The sequence below is a fragment of the Microbispora sp. NBRC 16548 genome (assembly GCF_030268985.1).
Classification (GTDB): Bacteria; Actinomycetota; Actinomycetes; order Streptosporangiales; family Streptosporangiaceae; genus Microbispora; species Microbispora catharanthi.
In genome coordinates this window covers 402,939-425,524 of the sequence record NZ_BSSF01000008.1, presented here as the reverse complement: position 1 = coordinate 425,524, position 22,586 = coordinate 402,939, and the positions used below count along the sequence as shown (strand labels likewise).

Annotated in this window: 18 protein-coding genes; 14 read left to right on the top strand and 4 right to left on the bottom strand. The window is 70.9% G+C overall.

The genetic code is table 11. The annotated features are described in order from the left end of the window. The 5 genes from QSK36_RS24580 to QSK36_RS24560 form a co-directional block, all read left to right on the top strand. Nucleotides 1-2,129, top strand: a 2,129-nt coding sequence (locus QSK36_RS24580) for an ATP-dependent Clp protease ATP-binding subunit (RefSeq protein ID WP_285784019.1), incomplete at its 5' end; no start/stop codon positions are given. 9 nt (nucleotides 2,130-2,138) lie between these two features. Next, nucleotides 2,139-2,723: a hypothetical protein gene (locus QSK36_RS24575; RefSeq protein ID WP_183535135.1), complete on the top strand. Its 585-nt coding sequence runs from the start codon at nucleotides 2,139-2,141 to the stop codon at nucleotides 2,721-2,723. A 158-nt stretch (nucleotides 2,724-2,881) separates the two neighbouring features. After that, nucleotides 2,882-3,967, top strand: a complete 1,086-nt coding sequence (locus QSK36_RS24570; RefSeq protein WP_285784018.1) for an S-(hydroxymethyl)mycothiol dehydrogenase — start codon at nucleotides 2,882-2,884, stop codon at nucleotides 3,965-3,967. 108 nt (nucleotides 3,968-4,075) lie between these two features. Beyond that, entirely contained in the window at nucleotides 4,076-5,197 is a 1,122-nt protein-coding gene (locus tag QSK36_RS24565) for an aromatic ring-hydroxylating oxygenase subunit alpha (RefSeq protein ID WP_285784017.1), read from the top strand. Between the two features lie 18 nt (nucleotides 5,198-5,215). Then, nucleotides 5,216-7,537: an FdhF/YdeP family oxidoreductase gene (locus QSK36_RS24560; RefSeq protein WP_285784016.1), complete on the top strand. Its 2,322-nt coding sequence runs from the start codon at nucleotides 5,216-5,218 to the stop codon at nucleotides 7,535-7,537. On the opposite strand, the gene QSK36_RS24555 is transcribed toward QSK36_RS24560, so the two are convergent. After that, on the bottom strand, nucleotides 7,515-8,303 hold the full coding sequence (locus QSK36_RS24555) for an IclR family transcriptional regulator (RefSeq protein ID WP_221263439.1): 789 nt from the start codon (nucleotides 8,301-8,303) through the stop codon (nucleotides 7,515-7,517). The two genes, QSK36_RS24560 and QSK36_RS24555, sit on opposite strands and share 23 nt — an antisense overlap. A 364-nt stretch (nucleotides 8,304-8,667) precedes the next feature. On the opposite strand from QSK36_RS24555, the gene QSK36_RS24550 reads away from it, so the two are divergent. After that, nucleotides 8,668-8,973, top strand: a complete 306-nt coding sequence (locus tag QSK36_RS24550; RefSeq protein WP_285784015.1) for a DUF6247 family protein — start codon at nucleotides 8,668-8,670, stop codon at nucleotides 8,971-8,973. A 130-nt stretch (nucleotides 8,974-9,103) separates the two neighbouring features. Here the strand turns inward: QSK36_RS24550 and QSK36_RS24545 are convergent, their stop codons facing one another. Together QSK36_RS24545 and purU are read right to left on the bottom strand one after the other, a co-directional pair. Further along, the gene (locus QSK36_RS24545; RefSeq protein ID WP_182904183.1) at nucleotides 9,104-9,496 is read right to left on the bottom strand and encodes an LppU/SCO3897 family protein; all 393 of its coding nucleotides are present in this window, start codon (nucleotides 9,494-9,496) and stop codon (nucleotides 9,104-9,106) included. A 169-nt stretch (nucleotides 9,497-9,665) separates the two neighbouring features. After that, nucleotides 9,666-10,532: a formyltetrahydrofolate deformylase gene (gene purU / locus QSK36_RS24540; RefSeq protein WP_139575736.1), complete on the bottom strand. Its 867-nt coding sequence runs from the start codon at nucleotides 10,530-10,532 to the stop codon at nucleotides 9,666-9,668. 109 nt (nucleotides 10,533-10,641) lie between these two features. Between purU and QSK36_RS24535 the strand changes: the two genes are divergently transcribed. Continuing rightward, nucleotides 10,642-11,415, top strand: coding sequence for an IclR family transcriptional regulator (locus QSK36_RS24535; protein ID WP_285784014.1), 774 nt, complete (start codon nucleotides 10,642-10,644; stop codon nucleotides 11,413-11,415). A gap of 65 nt (nucleotides 11,416-11,480) precedes the next feature. On the opposite strand, the gene QSK36_RS24530 is transcribed toward QSK36_RS24535, so the two are convergent. Beyond that, a complete protein-coding gene (locus QSK36_RS24530) occupies nucleotides 11,481-12,404 on the bottom strand; it encodes an AraC family transcriptional regulator (RefSeq protein WP_285784013.1) in 924 nt (307 codons plus the stop codon). Between the two features lie 149 nt (nucleotides 12,405-12,553). On the opposite strand from QSK36_RS24530, the gene QSK36_RS24525 reads away from it, so the two are divergent. From QSK36_RS24525 to QSK36_RS24495, 7 genes are all read left to right on the top strand, one after another. Next, entirely contained in the window at nucleotides 12,554-13,606 is a 1,053-nt protein-coding gene (locus QSK36_RS24525; protein ID WP_285784012.1) for a saccharopine dehydrogenase family protein, read from the top strand. Nucleotides 13,607-13,769: 163 nt separating this feature from the next. Then, nucleotides 13,770-16,208 carry a GcvT family protein gene (locus tag QSK36_RS24520; RefSeq protein ID WP_285784011.1) on the top strand — a complete coding sequence of 813 codons (2,439 nt, stop codon included), beginning with the start codon at nucleotides 13,770-13,772 and terminating at the stop codon, nucleotides 16,206-16,208. A 23-nt stretch (nucleotides 16,209-16,231) separates the two neighbouring features. Further along, on the top strand, nucleotides 16,232-17,509 hold the full coding sequence (gene glyA / locus QSK36_RS24515) for a serine hydroxymethyltransferase (protein ID WP_285784010.1): 1,278 nt from the start codon (nucleotides 16,232-16,234) through the stop codon (nucleotides 17,507-17,509). Next, entirely contained in the window at nucleotides 17,506-18,753 is a 1,248-nt protein-coding gene (locus QSK36_RS24510; protein WP_183535149.1) for a sarcosine oxidase subunit beta family protein, read from the top strand. The genes glyA and QSK36_RS24510 overlap by 4 nt, the downstream gene beginning before the upstream one ends. A 16-nt stretch (nucleotides 18,754-18,769) precedes the next feature. Then, a complete protein-coding gene (locus tag QSK36_RS24505; RefSeq protein WP_220506537.1) occupies nucleotides 18,770-19,048 on the top strand; it encodes a sarcosine oxidase subunit delta in 279 nt (92 codons plus the stop codon). Then, a complete protein-coding gene (locus tag QSK36_RS24500) occupies nucleotides 19,045-21,870 on the top strand; it encodes a 2Fe-2S iron-sulfur cluster-binding protein (RefSeq protein WP_285784009.1) in 2,826 nt (941 codons plus the stop codon). Before QSK36_RS24505 ends, QSK36_RS24500 begins: the two co-directional genes overlap by 4 nt. Beyond that, nucleotides 21,863-22,465, top strand: coding sequence for a sarcosine oxidase subunit gamma (locus QSK36_RS24495; protein ID WP_285784008.1), 603 nt, complete (start codon nucleotides 21,863-21,865; stop codon nucleotides 22,463-22,465). The genes QSK36_RS24500 and QSK36_RS24495 overlap by 8 nt, the downstream gene beginning before the upstream one ends. Nucleotides 22,466-22,586: the final 121 nt, after the last annotated feature.

The window sequence follows — 22,586 nt, the reverse complement described above, 5'->3', positions numbered from 1 at the left end:
TGCTGGTGAAGCTGGGCGCTGATCTGAACAGGGTGCGTCAGCAGGTCATTCAGTTGCTGCACGGTTATCAGGGCAAGGAGCCGGCGGCGGCGGGCGGGCCGCAGGAGTCGGCGCCGTCGACCTCGCTTGTGCTGGACCAGTTCGGGCGTAACCTGACGCAGGCCGCGCGGGAGGGCAAGCTCGACCCGGTGATCGGCCGGGACAAGGAGATCGAGCGGGTCATGCAGGTCCTTTCCCGCAGGACCAAGAACAACCCGGTTTTGGTGGGTGAGCCTGGTGTGGGCAAGACCGCCGTGGTGGAGGGCCTGTCGCAGAAGATCGTCAAGGGTGAGGTGCCCGAGACGCTGAAGGACAAGCAGCTCTACACCCTCGACCTGGGTGCGCTGGTGGCCGGTTCCCGTTATCGCGGTGACTTCGAGGAGCGCCTGAAGAAGGTCGTCAAGGAGATCCGCACCCGCGGCGACATCATCTTGTTCATCGACGAGCTGCACACGCTGGTCGGCGCGGGCGCCGCCGAGGGCGCCATCGACGCCGCGAGCATTCTGAAGCCCCCTCTCGCGAGGGGCGAGCTGCAGACGATCGGCGCGACGACCCTGGACGAATACCGCAAGCACGTCGAGAAGGACGCGGCCTTGGAACGCCGGTTCCAGCCGATCCAGGTGGCCGAGCCGTCGCTGTCGCACACGATCGAGATCCTCAAGGGTCTGCGGGACCGTTACGAGGCGCACCACCGGGTGTCGATCACCGACGGCGCGCTGGTGGCCGCGGCGACGCTGGCCGACCGGTACATCAGCGACCGGTTCCTGCCGGACAAGGCGATCGACCTGATCGACGAGGCCGGTTCCCGTCTGCGGATTCGCCGGATGACGGCGCCGCCGGACCTGCGCGAGTACGACGAGAAGATCGCGAACGTGCGGCGGGAGAAGGAGTCCGCGATCGACGCGCAGGACTTCGAGAAGGCCGCGGCGCTGCGGGATCAGGAAAAGCAGCTGCAGCTCAAGCGGGAGCGGCGGGAGAAGGAGTGGAAGGCCGGCGACATGGACGTCGTGGCCGAGGTGACCGAGGAGCTCATCGCGGAGGTCCTGGCGATCGCCACCGGCATCCCGGTGTTCAAGCTGACCGAGGAGGAGTCCCAGCGGCTGCTCCGGATGGAAGACGAGCTGCACAAGCGGATCATCGGTCAGGACGACGCGATCAAGGGGCTGTCGCGGTCGATCCGCCGCACGCGCGCCGGTCTGAAGGACCCGCGCCGTCCGGGTGGGTCGTTCATCTTCGCCGGTCCGTCGGGTGTCGGTAAGACCGAGCTGTCCAAGGCGTTGGCGGAGTTCCTGTTCGGCGACGAAGACGCGCTGATCATGCTGGACATGTCGGAGTTCATGGAGAAGCACACCGTCTCGCGGCTGTTCGGCTCCCCGCCGGGTTACGTCGGGTACGAAGAGGGCGGCCAGCTGACCGAGAAGGTGCGGCGCAAGCCGTTCTCGGTGGTCCTGTTCGACGAGATCGAGAAGGCGCACGCGGACATCTTCAACTCGCTGCTGCAGATCCTGGAGGACGGTCGGCTGACCGACGCCCAGGGTCGGGTGGTGGACTTCAAGAACACCGTCATCATCATGACGACCAACCTCGGCACCCGGGACATCTCCAAGGCGGTGGGGCTGGGCTTCGCGAAGTCCAACGACGAGGAGAGCACCTACGAGCGGATGAAGGTCAAGGTGCAGGAGGAGCTCAAGCAGCACTTCCGGCCGGAGTTCCTCAACCGCGTCGACGACATCGTGGTCTTCCACCAGCTGACGCCCAAGGAGATCATCCAGATCGTGGATCTGATGCTCGCCCAGGTGGCCGAGCGGCTCAAGGACCGCGACATGGGCCTGCAGGTGTCTCCGGCGGCCAAGCAGGTGCTGGCCGACCGCGGGTACGACCCGGTGATGGGCGCCCGTCCGCTGCGGCGCACGATCCAGCGGGAGCTGGAGGACACGCTGTCGGAGAAGATCCTTTACGGCGAGCTGCGGCCGGGCCAGGTCGTCAAGATCGACATCGAGGGCGAAGGCGACGCCGCGAAGTTCACCTTCACCGGCGAGACCGCGCCTGCCGCCGTCGCCGCGCCGACCACCACCGCGTCGAACGGCTGATCCCGGCGTATGGCCGGCCAGCAGGCGTTCTGGATCGACGGCCGATCCGACCGGGAGCGCGTCCGCTACAGCGGCGTCAGCCACTACTCCGAGCGCGTGTGGGAGAACATCGGCGAGTTCGAGGGGGCGTGGGGTGACATCGCCCCGGTCGCGTTCGCGTGCGCGGCCTGGCGGATCGCCACTCCACCCCTGACCTCGCCGGGGTTCGTGCGCTGGCACCGGCGGATCCTGTCCGCCTCCTGTGAGCGCAACACCTGGGACGGGTCGCTGACGGCGCGCGTCACGATCGTCTCTCCGCCGCCGGCCGCGCTGACGGTGTCGCGTGACTGGTGGCGCGACCGCGGCTGGCGGGACTGGCCGGAGATCTTCGGCCAGTTCGTCGAGCCCGCCGAGCAGGACCTCGCGAAGGTTCCCTATCTTCGTCCGACCCTGGTCGTGGACGCCCCGGTGCCGCTGGACGACCTGCCCGCCGCGCCGGACGGGCCCGCGCACGACCTGGCGGAGACGGCGCACCGCGCGCTCGCGGTCCTCGTACGCGAGCTGAACGACCTGCTCTCCCCGGTCGTCACCCAGTTGGAGCAGGGGTCCCGCTGATCGGCGGGGGCGTGTGCCCGCGCGCCGCCTGACCGCAGGGCGACAACTTACTTCGCCCCTTGACACTGGCCCTGCACGGCCTCAATCTGTTGCGCATAGTGCTATGTGTTTCGTCTTGCACAACTATGCACGCTGACTGATCGAGGGAAAGAGAGACCATGGCGCACGAAGTCCGCGGGGTCGTCGCGAGGGGCAAGGGACAGCCGGTCAGCCTGGAGACCGTCGTCGTCCCCGACCCGGGCCCGGGTGAGGCACTCGTGGCCGTGCAGGCCTGCGGGGTGTGCCACACCGACCTGCACTACCGCGAGGGCGGCATCAACGACGACTTCCCGTTCCTCCTCGGGCACGAGGCGGCCGGAGTGGTCGAGGCCGTCGGCGAGGGGGTGACCGACGTCGCCCCCGGCGACTTCGTGATCCTCAACTGGCGCGCGGTCTGCGGCGCCTGCCGCGCCTGCCTGCGCGGACGCCCGCAGTACTGCTTCGCCACCCACAACGCCACCCAGAAGATGACGCTGGCCGACGGCACCCCGCTGTCCCCGGCGCTCGGGATCGGCGCGTTCGCCGACAAGACGCTCGTCGCGGCCGGCCAGTGCACCAAGGTCGACCCGAGCGCGTCGCCGGTCGCGGTCGGCCTGCTCGGTTGCGGGATCATGGCGGGGCTCGGCGCGGCCATCAACACCGGCGGGGTGACCCGGGGCGACACGGTCGCGGTGATCGGCTGCGGCGGCGTGGGCGACGCGGCCGTCGCGGGCGCGCACCTGGCCGGCGCGACCACGATCATCGCGGTCGACGTGGACGACACCAAGCTCGAATGGGCCCGCCGCTTCGGCGCCACGCACACCGTGAACTCCCGCGAGACCGACGCGGTGGAGGCCATCCGCGAGCTGACCGGCGGGTTCGGCGCCGACGTCGTGATCGAGGCGGTCGGGCGTCCCGAGACGTACAAGCAGGCCTTCTACGCTCGCGACCTGGCCGGGACCGTCGTGCTCGTCGGCGTGCCGACGCCGGAGATGCAGCTCGAACTGCCGCTGCTCGACGTCTTCGGCCGCGGCGGCGCGCTCAAGTCCTCCTGGTACGGCGACTGCCTGCCCAGCCGCGACTTCCCCATGCTCGTGTCTCTCTACCAGCAGGGCAGGCTCGACCTGGACGCGTTCGTCACCGAGACGATCGCGCTCGAGGACGTCGAGGCGGCCTTCGAGAAGATGCACCGCGGCGAGGTGCTGCGCTCCGTCGTGGTGCTCTGACCGGCTCTCCACACTGGCCGGCTCTCGAGCGTGACCGGCTTGCCCCTGACCATCTCAGATCCGCGACGCGCTACGCACGATCACTGTGCACGACCACCAGGAGCCCAAGTGAGCACCACGAGCCTGCCCCCCAGCCTGATTGCCACGCTGCCGGGCGAGCACTACACCGATCCCCAGGTCTTCGCGTTGGAGCAGAAGCGCATCTTCGAGTCGATGTGGTTCTGCGCGGTCCGGGCCGCCGACCTGCCCAAGCCCGGGGCGTTCAGGACCGTCCAGGTCGGCACGGAGAGCATCCTGATCACGCGGGCGCGGGACAACTCGATCCGCGCGTTCTACAACGTCTGCCGCCACCGCGGCGCCCGGATCTGCACGGAGGATTCCGGCGAGGTCAAGCGGGCCTTCCAGTGCCCGTACCACGCCTGGACGTACGACCTGGAGGGCAAGCTCATCGCCGCCCCCAACCTCACCAAGATGCCCGACCTCGACCGGGTCGAATACGGCCTCGTCAACGTGGCGGTGCGGGAGTGGCTGGGCTACGTGTGGGTGTGCCTGGCCGACGAGCCGCCCTCGTTCGAGGACACCGTGCTCGGCGAGGTGCGCACGCGTCTCGGCGACGTGGCCTCCCTCGACAACTACGACGTCGCCAACCTGGCGCTCGGCCGCCGGATCGTGTACGACGTGAAGGCGAACTGGAAGCTCATCGTCGAGAACTTCATGGAGTGCTACCACTGCGCGACCATCCATCCCGAGCTGACCGAGGTGCTGCCGGAGTTCGCCGACGGCTACGCGGCGCAGTACTACGTGGGCCACGGTGCGCTGTTCGGCGAGGACATCCAGGGGTTCACGGTCGACGGCTCCGAGGGGCTCGACCGCATCCCGACCATCAGCGAGGATCAGGACCGGCGCTACTACGCGATCACGATCAAGCCGCAGGTGTTCGTCAACATGGTGCCCGACCATGTGATCATCCACCGGATGTTCCCGCTCGCGGTCGACCGCACGGTGGTGGAGTGCGACTGGCTCTACCTGCCGGAGGTCGTGGCCTCGGACAAGGACATCAGCCGATCGGTGGAGCTGTTCCACCGGGTCAACGAGCAGGACTTCGACGCCTGCGAGCGCACCCAGCCGTCGATGAGCTCGCGCACGTACGCCAAGGGCGGCGTGCTGGTGCCGAGCGAGCACCACATCGGCCTGTTCCATGATTGGGTGCGTGGGAAGCTCGGCGAGTGAGTTCGGAGGAGATGCGGCGTGACACGTGAGGCGCCTCGGGAGGACGTAGGAGACGAACGTCTGGAGATCGGCTCGCCCAAGACCTGGGCGGGCGGGGTCCCGGCGGTCGGCCACGCGCTCGGCACGGCGTATCGGCAGATGGGCGCGGGGCGGACGGTGCTGACCCTGCTGCGGGTCAACCAGAAGTCCGGCTTCGACTGCCCGGGATGCGCCTGGCCCGAGGGCGACGGCCACCGCAGTCCCGCCGAGTTCTGCGAGAACGGCGCGAAGGCGGTGGCCGAGGAGGCGACGGTCCGCAGGGTCACCCGCGACTTCTTCGCGGAGCATCCGGTGGACGAGCTGGCCCGGCGCAGCGACTACTGGCTGGGCCAGCAGGGCCGGCTCACCGAGCCGATGTACAAGCCGGCGGGCTCGGACCGCTACGAGCCGATCTCGTGGGAGGACGCCTTCGGCGTCGTCGCGCGCGAACTGCGCGCGCTCGACCACTCCGGTCAGGCCGTCTTCTACACCTCCGGCCGCACCTCCAACGAGGCCGCCTTCGCCTACCAGCTTCTCGTCCGCCGTTTCGGCACCAACAACCTGCCCGACTGCTCCAACATGTGCCACGAGTCGAGCGGCTCGGCGCTGACCGAGACGCTCGGCATCGGCAAGGGCACGGTGCTGCTGGAGGACCTGCACCGGGCCGACCTCGTCTTCGTGGTCGGCCAGAACCCCGGCACCAACCACCCGCGCATGCTCACCGCGCTGGAGCGGGCCAAACGGAACGGCGCCCGGATCGTGGCGGTCAACCCGCTGCCGGAGGCGGGGCTGATGCGCTTCCGCAACCCGCAGCGGCTGTCCGGAGTCGTGGGCGGCGGCACGGCGCTGTCCGACCGGTTCCTGCAGATCCGCCTCGGCGGCGACCTGGCGCTGTTCCAGGCGCTGTCGCTGCTCCTGCTGGAGGCCGAGGACGCCGCGCCCGGCACGGTGGTGGACCGCGAGTTCGTCGAGGCGCACACGCACGGCTTCGACGCCTGGGACGGGCACGTGCGCGGGCTCGATTGGGCCGAGGTGCTCGAGGCGACCGGGCTGACCCGCGCCGAGATCGAGGAGACGGCCCGCGACGTGCTGGCCGCCCGCTCGGTCGTGGTCTGCTGGGCGATGGGCCTCACCCAGCACCGCAAGTCGGTCCCGACGATCAGGGAGATCGTCAACTTCCTGCTGCTGCGCGGCAACGTGGGACGTCCCGGCGCGGGCGTGTGTCCCGTACGCGGGCACTCCAACGTGCAGGGCGACCGGACGATGGGCATCTACGAGAAGCCCAAACCGGAGTTCCTCGATGCGTTGGAGAAGGAGTTCGGCTTCCCGCCGCCGCGCGAGCACGGTCACGACACCGTGGAGGCCATCCGCGCCATGCGCGACGGGGACGCCAGGGTGTTCTTCGCCATGGGCGGCAACTTCGTCTCCGCGACGCCGGACACCGCCGCGACGGAGGCGGCCCTGCGGCGCTGCCGGCTCACCGTGCAGGTGTCGACCAAGCTGAACCGGTCGCACGCCGTGTGCGGCGAGCAGGCGCTCATCCTGCCCACGCTCGGCCGCACCGAGCGGGACGTCCAGGCAGGCGGCGACCAGTTCGTCACGGTCGAGGACTCGATGGGCGCGGTGCACGCCTCGCGCGGGCGGCTGCGCCCGGCGTCGGACGCGCTGCTGTCCGAGGTGGCCATCGTGTGCCGGCTGGCCCGTGAGCTGCTCGGCGACGACCCGCACGTGCCGTGGGCCGAGTTCGAGGCAGGGTACGACGCGATCAGGGAGCGCATCGAGCGGGTGGTGCCCGGGTTCGGCGACTTCAACGCGAGGGTGCGCAGGCCGGGCGGCTTCCTGCTGCCGAACGCGCCGCGCGACGAGCGCCGCTTCCCCACGGCCACGGGGAAGGCGAACTTCACGGTCAACCCGCTGGAGGTGCTGCGCGTGCCCCCGGGCCGCCTCCTGCTGCAGACCGTGCGCAGCCACGACCAGTACAACACCACGATCTACGGGCTGAACGACCGCTACCGCGGCGTCTCCAACGGGCGGCGGGTGGTGTTCGTCCACCCCGACGACCTGGCCGAGCGCGGTCTCGCCGACGGCGACATGCTCGACCTCATCAGCGAGTGGCCGGACGGCGAGCGCGTGGCCGAGGGGTTCCGGGCCGTCGCCTATCCGACGGCGCGAGGCTGCTGCGCTGCCTACTTCCCGGAGACCAACGTGCTTGTGCCCCTGGACTCGGTGGCGGAGACGTCGAACACGCCCACGTCCAAGAGCGTCGTCGTACGGCTGCGCCGCGCCGCCGAGGCGACGGCTATCCGCCGAGGCGGTGACTGATCTCCTCGGCTCCCTTGACGAGGACGGGAGCCAGCTCGCGCATGCGGCTCTCGCTGAACCTGTAGGCGGGCCCTGACGCGCTGACCGCCGCCACGACCTCTCCGCCGAAGGAGCGGACGGGAGCGGCGAGCGCGTTCAGGCCCACCTCCAGCTCCTCGCGAGTCAGTGCGTAGCCGTGCTCGCGCACCTCGGCCAGCTCGCGCTCCAGGTCCTCCACCGAGGTCACCGTGTTCGGCGTGTAGCGCTGGAGGCCGGAGACGCGCAGCAGGTCGTCGCGGCGCTGCCGGTCCACGTACGCCAGCAGGACCTTGCCGCTCGACGTCGCGTGCAGGGGCGTGAGCTGACCCACCCAGTTGTAGGCGGTGACGGCGGAGGGGCCGCGCACCTGGTCGAGGTTGACCGCGTAGTGCGAACGCAGGACGGCGATGTTCACCGTCTCGCCGATCTCCTCCGCCAGGCGCTGGCAGACGGGCCTGCTCTGCTGGGTGACGTCCATCCGCATGGAGACGCTGCCGGCGAGGCGGACGAGCCCGAAGCCGAGGCGATACTTGCCGCGGTCCTCGGTCTGCTCCACGAGCCCGCGGGCCTCCAAGGCGCCCAGCAGGCGGAACGCGGTCGACTTGTGGACCTCGATCTCGGCGGCGATCTCGGTGACCCCGGCCTCCCCACGGCTGGCGAGGATCTCCATGATGCTGATCGCCCGGTCCACGGACTGCACGCCGCCGCCGTTGGCCTCGGGCCTGGCGGCGGAAGCGTCGTTGCTCATAGCGGGACTGTAGCGCGTGACGCAACGCTGAGCTGGGGCGTCATCGGGATTCCGCAGGGAGATCTTTCGTTGCGGGTGATGCAACTCGATGCGTGTACCGATACGTTGGGCGTCGAATCTTCCCTCTTCAATGTCGCACTGAAGGCGGCGCGTCCCGACTACCTGTGGGACGTGTTCATCCACATGCCAGCCGTGTCGCCGGCGGACCTGGACGACCCGCGGCGCGGGGCACGACGACCGCTGGGGCCACCTCTCGCAGGGGTGCCTTGAGGCCGGAGGCTGTTCGGAGGGACACCTCCTTTGCTGTGGGCAGCCTTTCACGTCTCATGAGATACCGCTGTCGGCGCAAGACAGATTGGTTGACATGACTGCTCAGCCTGTGGATCCCGTCGGGCCCCGTGATCCCGGTGAGGACCCGGCTGCGATCTTCGAGGCGCTTCCGCCGTCGCACCGGGCCACGTTCCGGGCGGAGTATGAGGAGGCTCTGGAAGCCGCGCACGACTTGGCCCGCTTCAAGCAGGTGCAGACGCTGCTGCGTCAGTGGCGGCTGCGCGCGATGGCCTACGCCCGTCCAGGTTACGAGGAGGCCGTCCAGGACGCGCTCCAGGGACGTACAGAGATGTTCACGCGCTATACGCCGCCCGAGTGGAATGGCCGGGCGTGGGCCTGAGGGGTCGTCTCGGCCTGTGCGGGACGCTCGGCCGGGAAGACCCCGGCCGAGCGTTCCGAACGGACGCCGGTCCTGCTGTACCGGGTCAGTCCCAAGTACTCCGGCCTTCAATTCAGGCAGGGAAGCGTATTCAGTTCTTTGGTGCCAGGCAGAGCACGTAGCCCGCCTTGCCCTCCTCGCCTTCCCAGAAAGTCTGGTCCGCCTTCGAGTAGGCCGAGCAGATCTTCCCGTCCTTGTCCGCGTCCCACTCCTGCTCCGTCTTGCCCTCGATGCGGCCTTCGACAGTGAGCGTGGCGGCCGGGTCGGTGCACGAGACGACCTTGAGCTCGTCGGCCGTGGCGCCGGACATGCAGTCGCCGGCCTTGGCGATCTCGGGAGCTCCGGTCAGCTGCTTGTACGCGAAGCCGCCACCGGCGAGAACGGCGGCGCCGACGGCATAGGCGACGAGGCGCTTACCGAAGACCTTGCCCGCGCCTGCGGCCTTCTGGCCGTATGTCGAGGGCTGCTGGGGGGTTTCCGTCATTATCTATTCCTGTATAGGGACGACATGTGAGGTATGAACTTACAGTGATCATGCGCCCCCTTCCATCTGAATTGTCATTTTGGGGCCGCATTAAGGTTCAGCGACTCACCGGTCAGGCGGAAAGCGAAAACGCCCCGGCAAGGCCATGCCGGGGCCGGTGGAAAGAGGTCTAGCGGAAGACGACGGTGCGGTCGCCGTTGAGGAGCACGCGGTTCTCGCTGTGCCAGCGTACGGCCCTGGCCAGTACCTGCGCCTCCACGTCGCGGCCCACGGTGACGAGTTCGCCCGGGTCGAGCGAGTGGTCCACGCGCGCCACGTCCTGCTCGATGATCGGCCCCTCGTCGAGGTCGGCGGTGACGTAGTGCGCGGTCGCGCCGATCAGCTTGACGCCGCGCTCGTGCGCCTGGTGGTACGGCTTGGCGCCCTTGAACCCCGGCAGGAACGAGTGGTGGATGTTGATCGCCCGGCCCTCCAGGCGCTTGCACATGTCGTCGCTCAGGATCTGCATGTAGCGGGCGAGCACGACCAGATCGGTGTCGAGCTCCTCGGCCAGCTCGAGGATGCGCTGCTCGGCCTCGGGCTTGGTGCCGGACGTGACGGGCACGTGGTGGAACGGCACGCCGTAGAACTCGGCCAGCGGTTCGAGGTCCCGGTGGTTGGAGACGATCGCGGGGATCTCGACGTTCAGCGCGCCGACCCGCTGGCGGTAGAGCAGGTCGTTGACGCAGTGGCCGAACTTCGACACGAGCACGAGGGTCCTCGTCGGCGTCACGGCGTCCTTGAGCTGCCAGGTCATGTGGAAGGAGTCGCCGACGTAGGAGAAGCCGCGGCGCAGCTCCTCGATGTCGCCGCGGCCCTCGGGCACCGCGAAGTGGACCCGCATGAAGAAGTGGCCGTTCGTCCGGTCGTTGAACTCCTGGCTCTGCAGGATGTCGCCCGCGTGCTGGACGAGGAAGCCGCTCACCGCGTAGACGATCCCCGGCCGGTCGACGCAGGAGAACGTGAGGACGAACTCGCGACCCGGGCGAGCGGACATGAAGCCTCCTGAGTGCGCCATACGCAACATGGTGACGTATACGCAACAGAGTGACTCGTCGGGTGGGACAGGTCAAGAGTCTTGTGCGTAATCCGCGTAGAGTTGTGCCATGGGCAACAGCTCGGGTGACAGGGCGGCCGTACAGTCCGTCGACCGCGCGCTCACCATCCTGAAGTTGCTCGCCCGGGACGGCGAGCTCGGCGTCAGCGAGCTGGCGGCCAGCCTCGGCGTGCACAGGTCCACCGCGTTCCGCCTGGTGGCGACGCTGGAGAGCCACGATCTGGTCGAGCAGGACAGCGACCGCGGCAGATATCGGCTCGGCGTGGGCGTGGTCAGGCTCGCCGGGGCGACCAGCGCGCGGCTCGACCTGGTGCGCGAGAGCCGCGCCGTCACGCCGGCGCTCGCCCGCGCGGTGGGGGAGACCGTCAACGTGGCCGTCCTCGCCGATCGGGAGGCCCTGTACGTCGACCAGGTCGCCGGGCCGTCGGCGCTCCAGCTCCACCACTGGGTGGGTCAGCGGATCCCCCTGCACGCCACGTCGAACGGCAAGGTGCTGCTCGCGCACGCGCCCGCCGCGCTGTGCGAGGAGGTGATCGCGGCCGGGCTGCCCGTCCTCGCCGTCCGGACCGTCACCGACCCCGGCCGGCTGCGCGCGGAACTCGCCGAGGTGCGCCTCCGCGGGTACGCGACGGCGGTGGACGAACTGGAGGACGGCCTGAGCGCGGTCGCGGCGCCCGTCCTCGGCGCGGACGGCTCCGTCATCGCCTCGCTCAGCGCGTCCGGCCCGACCTTCCGGATGCCCGAAACGGCGATCGCCGCGGTAGCCGAGCAGGTCATGGCGGCAGCCCGAGAGGTATCTGCCCGAATGGGATGGTTTGGGTAGGAAGTGCAAAAGGCGGAGAAGCCCCTGATCGGCGCCGGGCACGTTCTTCCGCCCGCCCTCGTGGTTCAGCCGGTGTGGCTCCGGTAGGCCCCTGGCGGTGTTCCGTATTGGCGTCTGAAGGCGTGGGTGAAGGCGTACGGCGAGGTGTAGCCGACCTGCTGGGCGATCGTGCTGACGGGGGCGTCGCAGGTGCGCAGGAGCCGGGCGGCGGTGGTCAGGCGCCACCAGGTCAGATAAGTCAGCGGCGGCCGCCCGACCAGCTGGGTGAAGCGGCGAGCGAAGGCGGCGCGGGACAGGCGTGCCTGCCGGCCCAGCTCCTCGACGGTCCACTGCCGGCCCGGGTCCGCATGGATGGCGCGGAGAGCGGCCGCGACGGACGGGTCGTGCAGGGCCGCGACCCAGCCGGTGCGGGAGTCGTCGCAGGAACGCCGTTCGCCGAACCAGGACCGCAGGACGTACAGCAGAAGCAGGTCCAGCAGTGTGGGGAGCACGGCATCGGCGCCGGGACGAGGCGGGCGCCGCAGTTCGGTCCCGAGGAGGTCGACTGCCGCGCGCAGCTCCGGATGCCGGCCCACCCGGGCAGGCAGGTGGATGACCTCGGGCAGGTCGCTCAGGAGCGGATGGGATCGGGACCTGTCCAGCAGATAGGCGCCGCAGAGCATGACCGCCGTCGGCTGCCGGTCGGCGGGGAGCTCCTCGTCGCCATGCCGGACCCCGGTGAGGGGCGCCGATGAATCGCTCACCGGGGTCGACGGGGCGTCGGCCAGGCCATGGGCGGAGCCGCGCGGCAAGAACGCCACGTCGCCGGGCCCCAGCGCGATCGGCTCCGCCTCCAGTGGCAGGAGCCAGCACGTGCCCTGGAGAACCACGTGGAACCCGGCGGCCTGTGAGGCGGGAAACCAGCGGCAGAAAGGAGCGACTCGCGCGACCAGGGCCGCGTGTGGCCGGCCGGTGCGGGCCGTGCTGACCACGTCTGACAGGACATCCATCCGGTCACCGTAACCGACGTCGCTCATCGGAAGACGATGACGCAAACAGTCGAGCTATTCAGGTATTCAGTCGTCTTTGTGCGCAGCTTTACGGTGCGATAGGCGCTGTGATCCGCACGGCGCCGGATCGCAACTTCGGGAGACCTGACATGAAGATCGCCGTCTTCGGCGCGAACGGATACCAGGGGAAGCTCGTTGTCGCCGAGCTGGCACGGCGCGGCATCGAGGCCGTCCTGGTCGGCCGTGACCCCGTCCGCCTGGCGCAGGCCGCGGCCTCGGTCGGCCTCGATGATGCGGAAAAGCGTGTCGCCACCGTCGACGACCACCCCGGGCTCGTCAAGGCACTGCGCGGATGCGGCGCGGTCGTCAACTGCGCCGGACCCTTCACCCCATCGGGCGCGGCCGTGGTGCGCGCCGCTATCACGGGTGGATCGCACTATGTCGACACCGCAGGTGAGCAGCTCTACATCAAGGGCGTCTTCGAGACCTTCGCGGCGGCGGCGGAGGCGGCCGGTGTCACCGTCGTGCCCGCCACCACCGATGCATGCCTGCCTGCCGACCTCCTCGCCCACCTTCTCGCCGCCCGGATCGGGCCATTGGACGAGCTCGCCGGCACCCATGTGATCGTCGGGGGCGGCGGACCGTCGCGCGGCTCGCTGCGCTCGGTGATCGAAACCATCGAGTCGGTCAGGGCGGGCGGACTCGCCTATGACGACGGAGCGTGGAGACCGGGCATCCCGGCACGGCGCAGCGCGGTCACCCTGCCGGGGGAGCCCGGGGCGACCCCGGTGGCGCGCTTCCCCCTGCCGGAGGTGGTCACCGTCCCGCGACACGTCGCCGTTCGGCACATGGAGGGGCTGGCCGAGGCGGAGATGGTGGAGCGGCTGAACAGCCCGGTGCCGGCAGAGGTCGTCGCGAGCCTTCCCGAAGGGCCGAGTGAGGAGAGCCGCCGAGGGCAGCGCTTCACCTACGTGCTCGACGCCCTCGGCACCGACGGCCGCCGCGCCCGCGGCGTCGTGCGGGGCGCCGACACCTACGGCACCACTGCGGCGATCGCCGCCGAGAGCGCCTGCCGCCTGGTCGCCGAGCCGGCCAAGGCGGGGATCCTCGCCCCCGCCCAGGCGTTCGACTCCCTGGACTTCCTTGAATATCTCGCCCGGCGCGGGATTCGCTGGAGCATTGAGGAGCAGCAGGTCGGCTGACGCTCGGATACCACGCCGGGTCCGCGCCACTACGCTCCCGGCGGGGGCGTGGTTTTGTCCTGTTTTTGATGCTTGACACCCGCAATATGACGCGTCACGCTTGTTGCGTTAAACGCATAACGTTGCGAATTGCGCAACAATATATGCAGCAACGGAGGTGGGTATGACGGGCCCGCGCGTCGTCATCATCGGAGCAGGCGTCGTCGGTGCGGCGCTCGCCGACGAACTGTCGGCCCGGGGCTGGACGGACGTCACCGTGGTCGACCAGGGCCCGGTGCCCGCGACCGGGGGCTCCTCCTCACACGCCCCGGGACTGGTCTTCCAGATCAACGGATCGAAGACGATGACCGAGATGGCGCGCTACACCGTCGAGAAGCTCTGTTCCCTCGACCTCGACGGCGAGCCCTGTTTCCTCCAGGTCGGCGGGCTCGAGGTCGCGACCAGCCCGGAACGGCTCGCCGAGCTGCACCGGCGGCACGGCTGGGCCACGTCCTGGGGCGTCGAGTCGCGCCTGCTCACCCCCGCCGAGTGCGCCGAGCACCACCCCCTGGTCGACCCCGATGCCGTGCTGGGTGGCCTGCTCATCCCCACCGACGGCCTCGCCAAGGCCGTACGCGCGGTCGACGCCCAGCTGAGGCGGGCGCGGTCGCGTGGCGTGCGGGTGCTGGAGCGGCATGAGGTGCTCGACGTCCGCACCGAGGACGGCCGGGTGGCGGGCGTGGTGACCGACCAGGGTGAGATTCCCGCCGACGTCGTGGTCTGCTGCGCCGGCATCTGGGGCCCGAAGGTCGCCGGGATGGTCGGCATGCCGCTGCCGCTGACCCCGCTCGCGCACCAGCTCGCCTGGACCGGCCAGGTGCCCGACCTCGCCGGACGCGAGGAGGAGGCGACGCTGCCGATCCTGCGCCACCAGGACGCCGACCTCTACTACCGCCAGCGGTTCGACGGCATCGGCATCGGCTACTACGGCCACCGGCCGATGCCGATCCGCCCCGAGGAGCTGCTGTCGGTCGACGAGGCCGAGGTCATGCCGTCGGTCCTCACGTTCACCCCCGAGGACTTCGAGGACGCCTGGACCGAGACCCGGCGGCTGCTGCCCGGCACCCGCGCCGCGAAGATCGACGAGGGTATCAACGGGCTGTTCTCCTTCACCCAGGACCACATGCCGCTGATGGGCGAGTCCCCCGAAGTGAAGGGCTTCTGGGTGGCCGAGGCGGTCTGGGTGACCCACTCCGCGGGCGTCGGCAAGGCGATGGCCGAGTGGCTGGTCGACGGTCACTGCACCTCGTTTGATTTGCACGAGTGCGACGTCAACCGGTTCGAGCCGCATCAGCTCGCGCCCGGGTATGTGCTGGCCCGCGACTGCCAGAACTTCGTCGAGGTCTACGACATCATCCACCCGCTCCAGCCGATGGAGGAGCCGCGGCCGGTGCGTCTCAGCCCCTTCCACACCCGGCAGCGCGAGCTGGACGCCTTCTTCCTGGAGGCCGTCGGCTACGAGCGGCCGCAGTGGTACGGCGCGAACGCCCGCCTGCTGGAGGGCCGCGACATCCCCACGCCCAACGACTGGGCGGCGCGCTACTGGTCGCCGATCGTCGGCGCGGAGGCCCAGGCGTCCCGCGAGTCCGTCGCGCTGTACGACATGACGGCGCTGAAGCGGCTGGAGGTCGCGGGTCCCGGCGCCCTCGCCTTCCTCCAGCGGCTGACGACCGGCCAGATGGACAAGTCGGTCGGCTCGGTGACCTACTGCCTGCTGCTCGACGAGGACGGCGGCATCCGCAGCGACGTGACCGTCGCCCGGCTGGGCCGCGACGTGTTCCAGGTCGGCGCCAACGGCAACCTCGACCTCGACTGGTTCCACCGCCACCTGCCCGCGGACGGCTCGGTCATGGTCCGCGACATCACGTCAGGCACCTGCTGCCTCGGCGTCTGGGGCCCTCGCGCCCGCGACCTCGTCCAGCCGCTGACCGACGCCGATTTCTCCAACCAGGGCTTCCGCTACTTCCGGGCGAAGAAGGCGTACATCGGCACCGTGCCGGTCACCGCGCTGCGGCTGTCGTACATCGGCGAGCTGGGCTGGGAGCTCTACACCACCGCCGACCTGGGCGCCAAGCTGTGGGACACGCTCTGGGAGGCCGGGCAGCGGCACGGCATCCTCGCCGGTGGGCGCGGCGCCTTCGCGAGCCTGCGGCTGGAGAAGGGCTACCGGTCCTTCGGCACCGACATGACCTTCGAGCACGACCCGTACGAGGCCGGGCTCGGGTTCGCGGTGAAGATGGACAAGGGCGACTTCATCGGCCGCGAGGCGCTGGAGCGGCGCAAGGAGAACGTGCGCCGCCGCCTCACCTGCCTGACCGTCGACGACCCCACGCAGGTGGTCATGGGCAGGGAGCCGGTCTACGACGGCGACACGAGCGTCGGCTACGTCACCAGCGCGGCCTTCGGCCACACGATCGGCAAGGGCATCGCCTACGCCTGGCTGCCCGCCGAGCTCGCGACCCCGGGACGGACGCTGGAGATCGGCTACTTCGACCGGCGGGTGACCGCCGTGGTCGCCGAGGAGCCCCTGTTCGACCCCGCCATGGAACGGCTGCGCAGCTAGTGGCACCCGAAAGGACTGAAGAAGTGCACGAATCGGTGCTGAACGCGCCGCTCGCCGAGGCCGACCCGGAGGTCGCGGCGGCGATCGGCGCGGAGACGGAACGCCAGCGGTCCACGCTGGAGATGATCGCGTCAGAGAACTTCGCGCCCGTCTCCGTCATGCAGGCCCAGGGGTCGGTGCTGACGAACAAGTACGCCGAGGGCTACCCGGGCAGGCGCTACTACGGCGGCTGCGAGCACGTCGACGTGATCGAGCGGCTGGCGATCGACCGGGTCAAGGCGCTGTTCGGCGCGGAGGCCGCCAACGTGCAGCCCCACTCGGGAGCGCAGGCCAACGCGGCGGCCATGTCCGCGCTGCTGGAGCCGGGCGACACGATCCTCGGCCTCGACCTCGCGCACGGCGGCCACCTCACCCACGGCATGCGGATCAACTTCTCCGGCCGGCTCTACAACGTCGTGGCCTACCACGTCCGTGAGAGCGACAGCCTCGTGGACATGGAGGAGGTCGAGCGGCTCGCCCGCGAGCACCGGCCCAAGCTGATCATCGCGGGCTGGTCGGCCTACCCCCGCCACCTCGACTTCGCCGCCTTCCGGCGCATCGCCGACGAGGTCGGGGCCTACCTGATGGTCGACATGGCGCACTTCGCCGGGCTGGTCGCGGCGGGGCTGCACCCGTCGCCCGTCCCGCACGCGCACGTCGTCACCACGACCACCCACAAGACGCTCGGCGGGCCCAGGGGCGGCGTGATCCTGTCCACCGAGGACCTGGCCAAGAAGATCAACTCATCGGTGTTCCCGGGCCAGCAGGGCGGCCCGCTGGAGCACGTCATCGCGGCCAAGGCCGTCGCCTTCAAGATCGCGGCGGGCGAGTGGTTCCTCGACCGGCAGCGCCGCACGCTGGAGGGCGCGCGGACCCTCGCCGACCGGCTGCTCGCCCCCGACGCCGCCGAGGCGGGCGTACGGGTGCTGTCCGGCGGGACGGACGTCCACCTGGTGCTGGTGGACCTGCGCGAATCCGACCTGGACGGCCGTCAGGCCGAGGACCGGCTCCACGAGGCCGGGATCACGGTCAACCGCAACGCGGTGCCGTTCGACCCCCGGCCCCCGATGGTCACCTCGGGGCTGCGGATCGGCACCCCGGCGCTGGCCACCCGAGGCTTCGCCCGCCCCGAGTTCGAGGAGGTCTCCGACGTGATCGCCCAGGCGCTGCGTCCCGGCGCGGACCTGACGGCGCTGCGCGCCCGGGTCGAGGCCCTCGCCGCCAAGCACCCCCTCTACCCGGGTATCGGGGAGGCCCGATGAGCCCCGGCACTCGGGGGCAAAGGACGCCGGGCGCCGACCTGCCCGACCACCCCGACCGGCTGTGGCGCTCGGCCGAGCCGAAGCGCGCGTACGACGTGGTGATCGTCGGCGGCGGCGGCCACGGCCTTGCCACGGCCTACTACCTGGCCAAGAACCACGGGATCACCGACGTCGCGGTGCTGGAGCGCGGCTGGCTCGCGGGCGGGAACATGGCCCGCAACACCACGATCATCCGGTCGAACTACCTGTGGGACGAGAGCGCGGGCATCTACGAGCACGCGCTGAAGCTGTGGGAGGGGCTGGAGGAGGACCTCGGCTACCCGCTGCTGTTCAGTCAGCGCGGCGTGCTCAACCTCGCGCACAGCCTGCAGGACGTACGCGACAGCGTGCGCCGGGTCAACGCCAACCGGCTCAACGGCGTGGACGCCGAGTGGCTGACGCCGGAGCAGGTCAAGGAGGTCTGCCCGATCGTCGACATCTCGCCCGACGTGCGCTACCCGGTGCTCGGCGGCACCTACCAGCCCCGGGCCGGCATCGCCAAGCACGACTACGTCGCGTGGGGCTTCGCGAAGGCGGCGGCCGACCTCGGGGTCGACATGATCGAGCACTGCGAGGTGACCGGCCTCGACGTGCGCGACGGCCGGGTGACCGGCGTCCGGACCACCCGCGGCCCGATCGCGGCCAAGAAGGTCGCGCTCGCCGCCGCCGGGCACTCCTCGGTCGTCGCCGGGTACGCGGGGGTGTCGCTGCCGCTGCAGAGCCACCCGCTGCAGGCGCTGGTGTCGGAGCTGCTGGAGCCGGTGCACCCGACCGTGGTCATGTCCAACGCGGTCCACGTGTACGTGAGCCAGGCGCACAAGGGCGAGCTGGTCATGGGTGCGGGAATCGACGCGGCCAACTCCTACCGCCAGCGCGGCGCGTTCCACATCATTGAGCGGCAGATGGCGGCCGCGCTGGAGCTGTTCCCGGTCTTCGCCCGGGCGCACGTGCTGCGGACCTGGGGCGGCGTGGTGGACGTGACCCCCGACGCCTCGCCCGTCGTCGGCCTCACCCCCGTCGAGGACCTGTACGTCAACTGCGGCTGGGGCACCGGAGGGTTCAAGGCCACCCCGGGCGTCGGCTGGTGCTACGCCCACACCGTGGCCACCGGCGAGCCCCATCCGCTCAACGCGCCCTTCTCCCTCGACCGGTTCACCACCGGCAAGCTCGTCGACGAGCACGGCGCCGCCGCCGTCGCCCACTGATTGTCTCGGAGTGCCAATGCTGCTGATTCCCTGCCCGTGGTGCGGGCCGCGGGACGAGGCCGAGTTCCACTACGGGGGGCAGGCCCACGTCGCCTATCCGGAGGACCCGGCCGCCCTTTCCGACGAGGAGTGGGCCCGCTACCTGTTCTTCCGTGACAACCCCAAGGGCCTGTTCGCGGAGCGGTGGAGCCACACCGCCGGATGCCGCCGCTGGTTCAACGCCGTACGTGACACCGCCACCAACGAGATCCACGCCGTCTACCGGGCGGGCGAACCGCGGCCGGTGACCGCATGAGCGCACAACCGTACCGCCGCGAGGGAGCGAGCGGGCGAGTGCTGCGCTTCCGGTTCGACGGCCGGGAGTACGAGGGTCTGGAGGGCGACACGCTTGCCTCGGCACTGCTCGCCAACGGCGTGCGCGCGGTGGCGAGCAGCGTCAGGCTCGGCCGCCCGCGCGGCGTGTACGCCGCGGGCTGCGAGGAGCCGAACGCGCTCGTCCAGATCGAGGAGCCCTTCCCCGAGCCCATGCTCCAGGCGACGACCGTCGAGCTGTACGACGGCCTGGTCGCCACGGGCCTGCCGGGACAGGGCAGGCTGGCCGACCGGCCCGACCCGGCGCGGTACGACGCCGTGCACGCGCACTGCGACGTGCTCGTGGTCGGCGCGGGACCGGCCGGCATCGCCGCCGCGGGCGTGGCCGCGCGGGCCGGCGCGCGGGTGATTCTCGCCGACGAGCGGCCCGAGCCGGGCGGCAGCCTGCTCGGCACGGCCGAGACGCTCGGCGGCAGGCCGGGCCGTGAGTGGGCGGCCGAGGAGGCGGCCGCGCTGGCCGCCCTGCCGGAGGTGCGCGTGCTGCGCCGCACCACGGTCCTCGGCCACTACGACGACAACTACGTCATCGCGGTGGAACGCCGGACGAACCATCTGGGCGCCCACGCGCCCGCCGGCATGGCGCGCGAGCGCGTCTGGCGGATCCGCGCCAAGCGGGTGGTGCTGGCCACGGGCGGTCACGAGCGGTTCGTCGCCTTCGCCGGGAACGACCTGCCCGGGGTGATGCTGGCCGGCGCGGCCCGCACGTACGCGAACCACTACCGCGTTCTGCCCGGGCGCCGGGCGGTCGTGTTCACCACCAACGACAGCGCGTACGCCGCGGCGCTCGACCTCGCCGGCGCCGGCGTCGAGATCGCCGCAATCGCCGACGTGCGGCAGGCTCCCGGCGAGGTGTGGGCCTCCCGTTGCGCCGAGCGCGGCATCGAGGTCCTGACCGGCCACGTGGTCACCGCGGCGAAGGGCGAGGGTGAGGTCTCCTCGGTCGGGATCGCCCCGCGTGTGGGTGGCGGCGTGCGGGAGGTTCCCGCCGACCTGCTGCTCGTGTCGGGCGGCTGGACGCCGGTGGTGCACCTGTTCAGCCAGGCCGGGGGCACGCTGCGGTACGACGAGGAGCTGGGCGCGTTCACGCCCGGCGAGACCCGTCAGGCGGTGGAGGCCGCCGGGTTCGCCAGGGGCGTCCGTACGCTGCGGGCCTGCCTGGAGGACGGCGCCGAGGCGGGCCGCCGCGCGCTGGCCGCCGCGGGCTTCGCCCTGCCGGCCGAGATCGCTGTGCCGTCCGCCGAGGGGGAGCCCGCCGCCGCGCCCGCCGAGCACCTGTGGCTCGTCGAGGCCGACGATTACCGCACGCACTTCGTGGACCTGCAGCGGGACGTCACCGTGGCGGAGGTCCTGCGCGCGACCGGCGCGGGGCTCACCTCGGTCGAGCACGTCAAGCGCTACACCACCGCCGGCACGGCCCACGACCAGGGCAAGACGTCCGGGCTGCTGACCGGCGGTGTCGTGGCGCACGCGCTCGGCGTCGACCTCGCCGAGCTGGGGACCACGACGTTCCGCGCGCCGTACACGCCGGTGTCGTTCGCCGCGCTGGCGGGCCGCGACCGGGGACCGCTGCACGACCCGGTGCGCGTCACCGCCGTGCACGAGTGGCACGCGGCGCGCGGGGCGCTGTTCGAGAACGTGGGGCAGTGGAAGCGGCCCTGGTACTACCCGCGGCAGGGTGAGGACATGGAGGCCGCCGTGCTGCGCGAGTGCCGGGCGGCGCGCGAGGACGTGGCCGCGATGGACGCCTCCACGCTCGGGAAGATCGACGTGATCGGGCCCGACGCGGCCGTGTTCCTCGACCGGCTCTACACGAACATGATGAGCACGCTCAAGGTCGGCTCCATCCGCTACGGCGTGATGTGCCGTCCCGACGGCATGGTCTTCGACGACGGCACCGTCATCCGCCTGGCGGACGACCGCTTCCTCGTCACCACGACCACCGGCAACGCGGCGGCGGTGCTCGACTGGATGGAGGAGTGGCTGCAGACCGAGTGGCCGGACCTGCGGGTCTGCTGCACCTCGGTCACCGAGCAGTGGGCGACCGTGGCGCTCGTCGGGCCGCGTTCCCGCGAGGTGCTCGCGCGGCTCGCGCCCGGCCTCGCGGTGGACAACGAGAGCTTCCCGTTCATGACGTGGCGGGACGCCGAGGTTGCCGGGATCGAGGCGCGGGTCTGCCGGATCAGCTTCTCGGGCGAGCTGGCCTACGAGATCAACGTGTCCTCCTGGTCCGGGCTCGCCCTGTGGGAGGCGGTCATGGCGTCCGGCGAGGTCACGCCGTACGGCACCGAGACCATGCACGTGCTGCGCGCCGAGAAGGGGTTCCCGATCGTCGGCCAGGACACCGACGGCACGGTCACCCCGCAGGACCTCGGCATGGAGTGGATCGTCTCGAAGAAGAAGGCCGACTTCGTCGGCAAGCGGTCCTTCGCCAGGGCGGACACCTCCCGGCCCGACCGCAAACACCTGGTCGGCCTGCTGCCCGAGGACCCCGGCGTGCTGCTGCCCGAGGGCGCCCACCTCGTGGAGACCTCGGCGCTGCCCGAGCCGCCGGTGCCCACGCTCGGCTTCGTCACCTCCAGCTACCGCAGCGCCGCGCTGGGCCGTACGTTCGCGCTCGCGCTGGTGAGCGGCGGGCGCGAGCGGGTCGGCGAGCGGCTGTACGCGCCGGTCGGGGCGGACCTGGTGCCCGTCACCGTGACCTCCCACGTCCTGTACGACCCGGAAGGAGCGCGCCGCGATGGCTGATTCGGCGGCTGAGTCGACGGCTGAGCGCAGGAGCCCGGCCGCGGCGTTCGCGGCCAGGTTCGAGGCGGCGAGCGCGGGCGGCGGCCTGCGCCTGGCCGAGATCCCGTTCCTGACCCAGATCAACCTCCGGGTGGACCCCAAGAGCCCGGCGGCGGAACGCATCGGGACGGCGATCGGCGTGCCGCTGCCGGTGGAGCCCGGCACCGCGGCGGGCGGCGGCGACGTGGAGGTGCTGTGGCTCGGGCCCGACGAGTGGCTGGTGCTCGGCCCCGACGGCGCCGGCCCCGGCCTGGTGGAGCGGCTCATCGAGGCGGCGGACGGCGAGCACGTCTCGGTCGTCGACGTGTCGGCCCAGCGCACCACCCTGGTGGTCGCCGGGGACCGGGCGCGAGACGTGCTGGCCCACGGCTGCGCGCTGGACCTGCATCCCCGCGTGTTCGGCCCGGGCCGGTGCGCCCAGACCATGCTGGCCAGGGCGGGAGTCGTCCTGGTCGCCGGTGAGGACGGCTTCCGCCTGCTGGTCCGCTCGTCCTTCGCGGGGTACGTCGCGGAGTGGCTGCTCGACGCGTCCGCCGAGTACGTGGCCGGCGGATAAGCGGCCGCTCACGATCGGCATCGGCCCGTCGGGTTCGCATCTCGCCGGGCCGATGCGCGCGTCGTGGAAGGCTGACGACCGGACATTTCCGGGCGTGACATACCATCGAGGACGCTCGTGA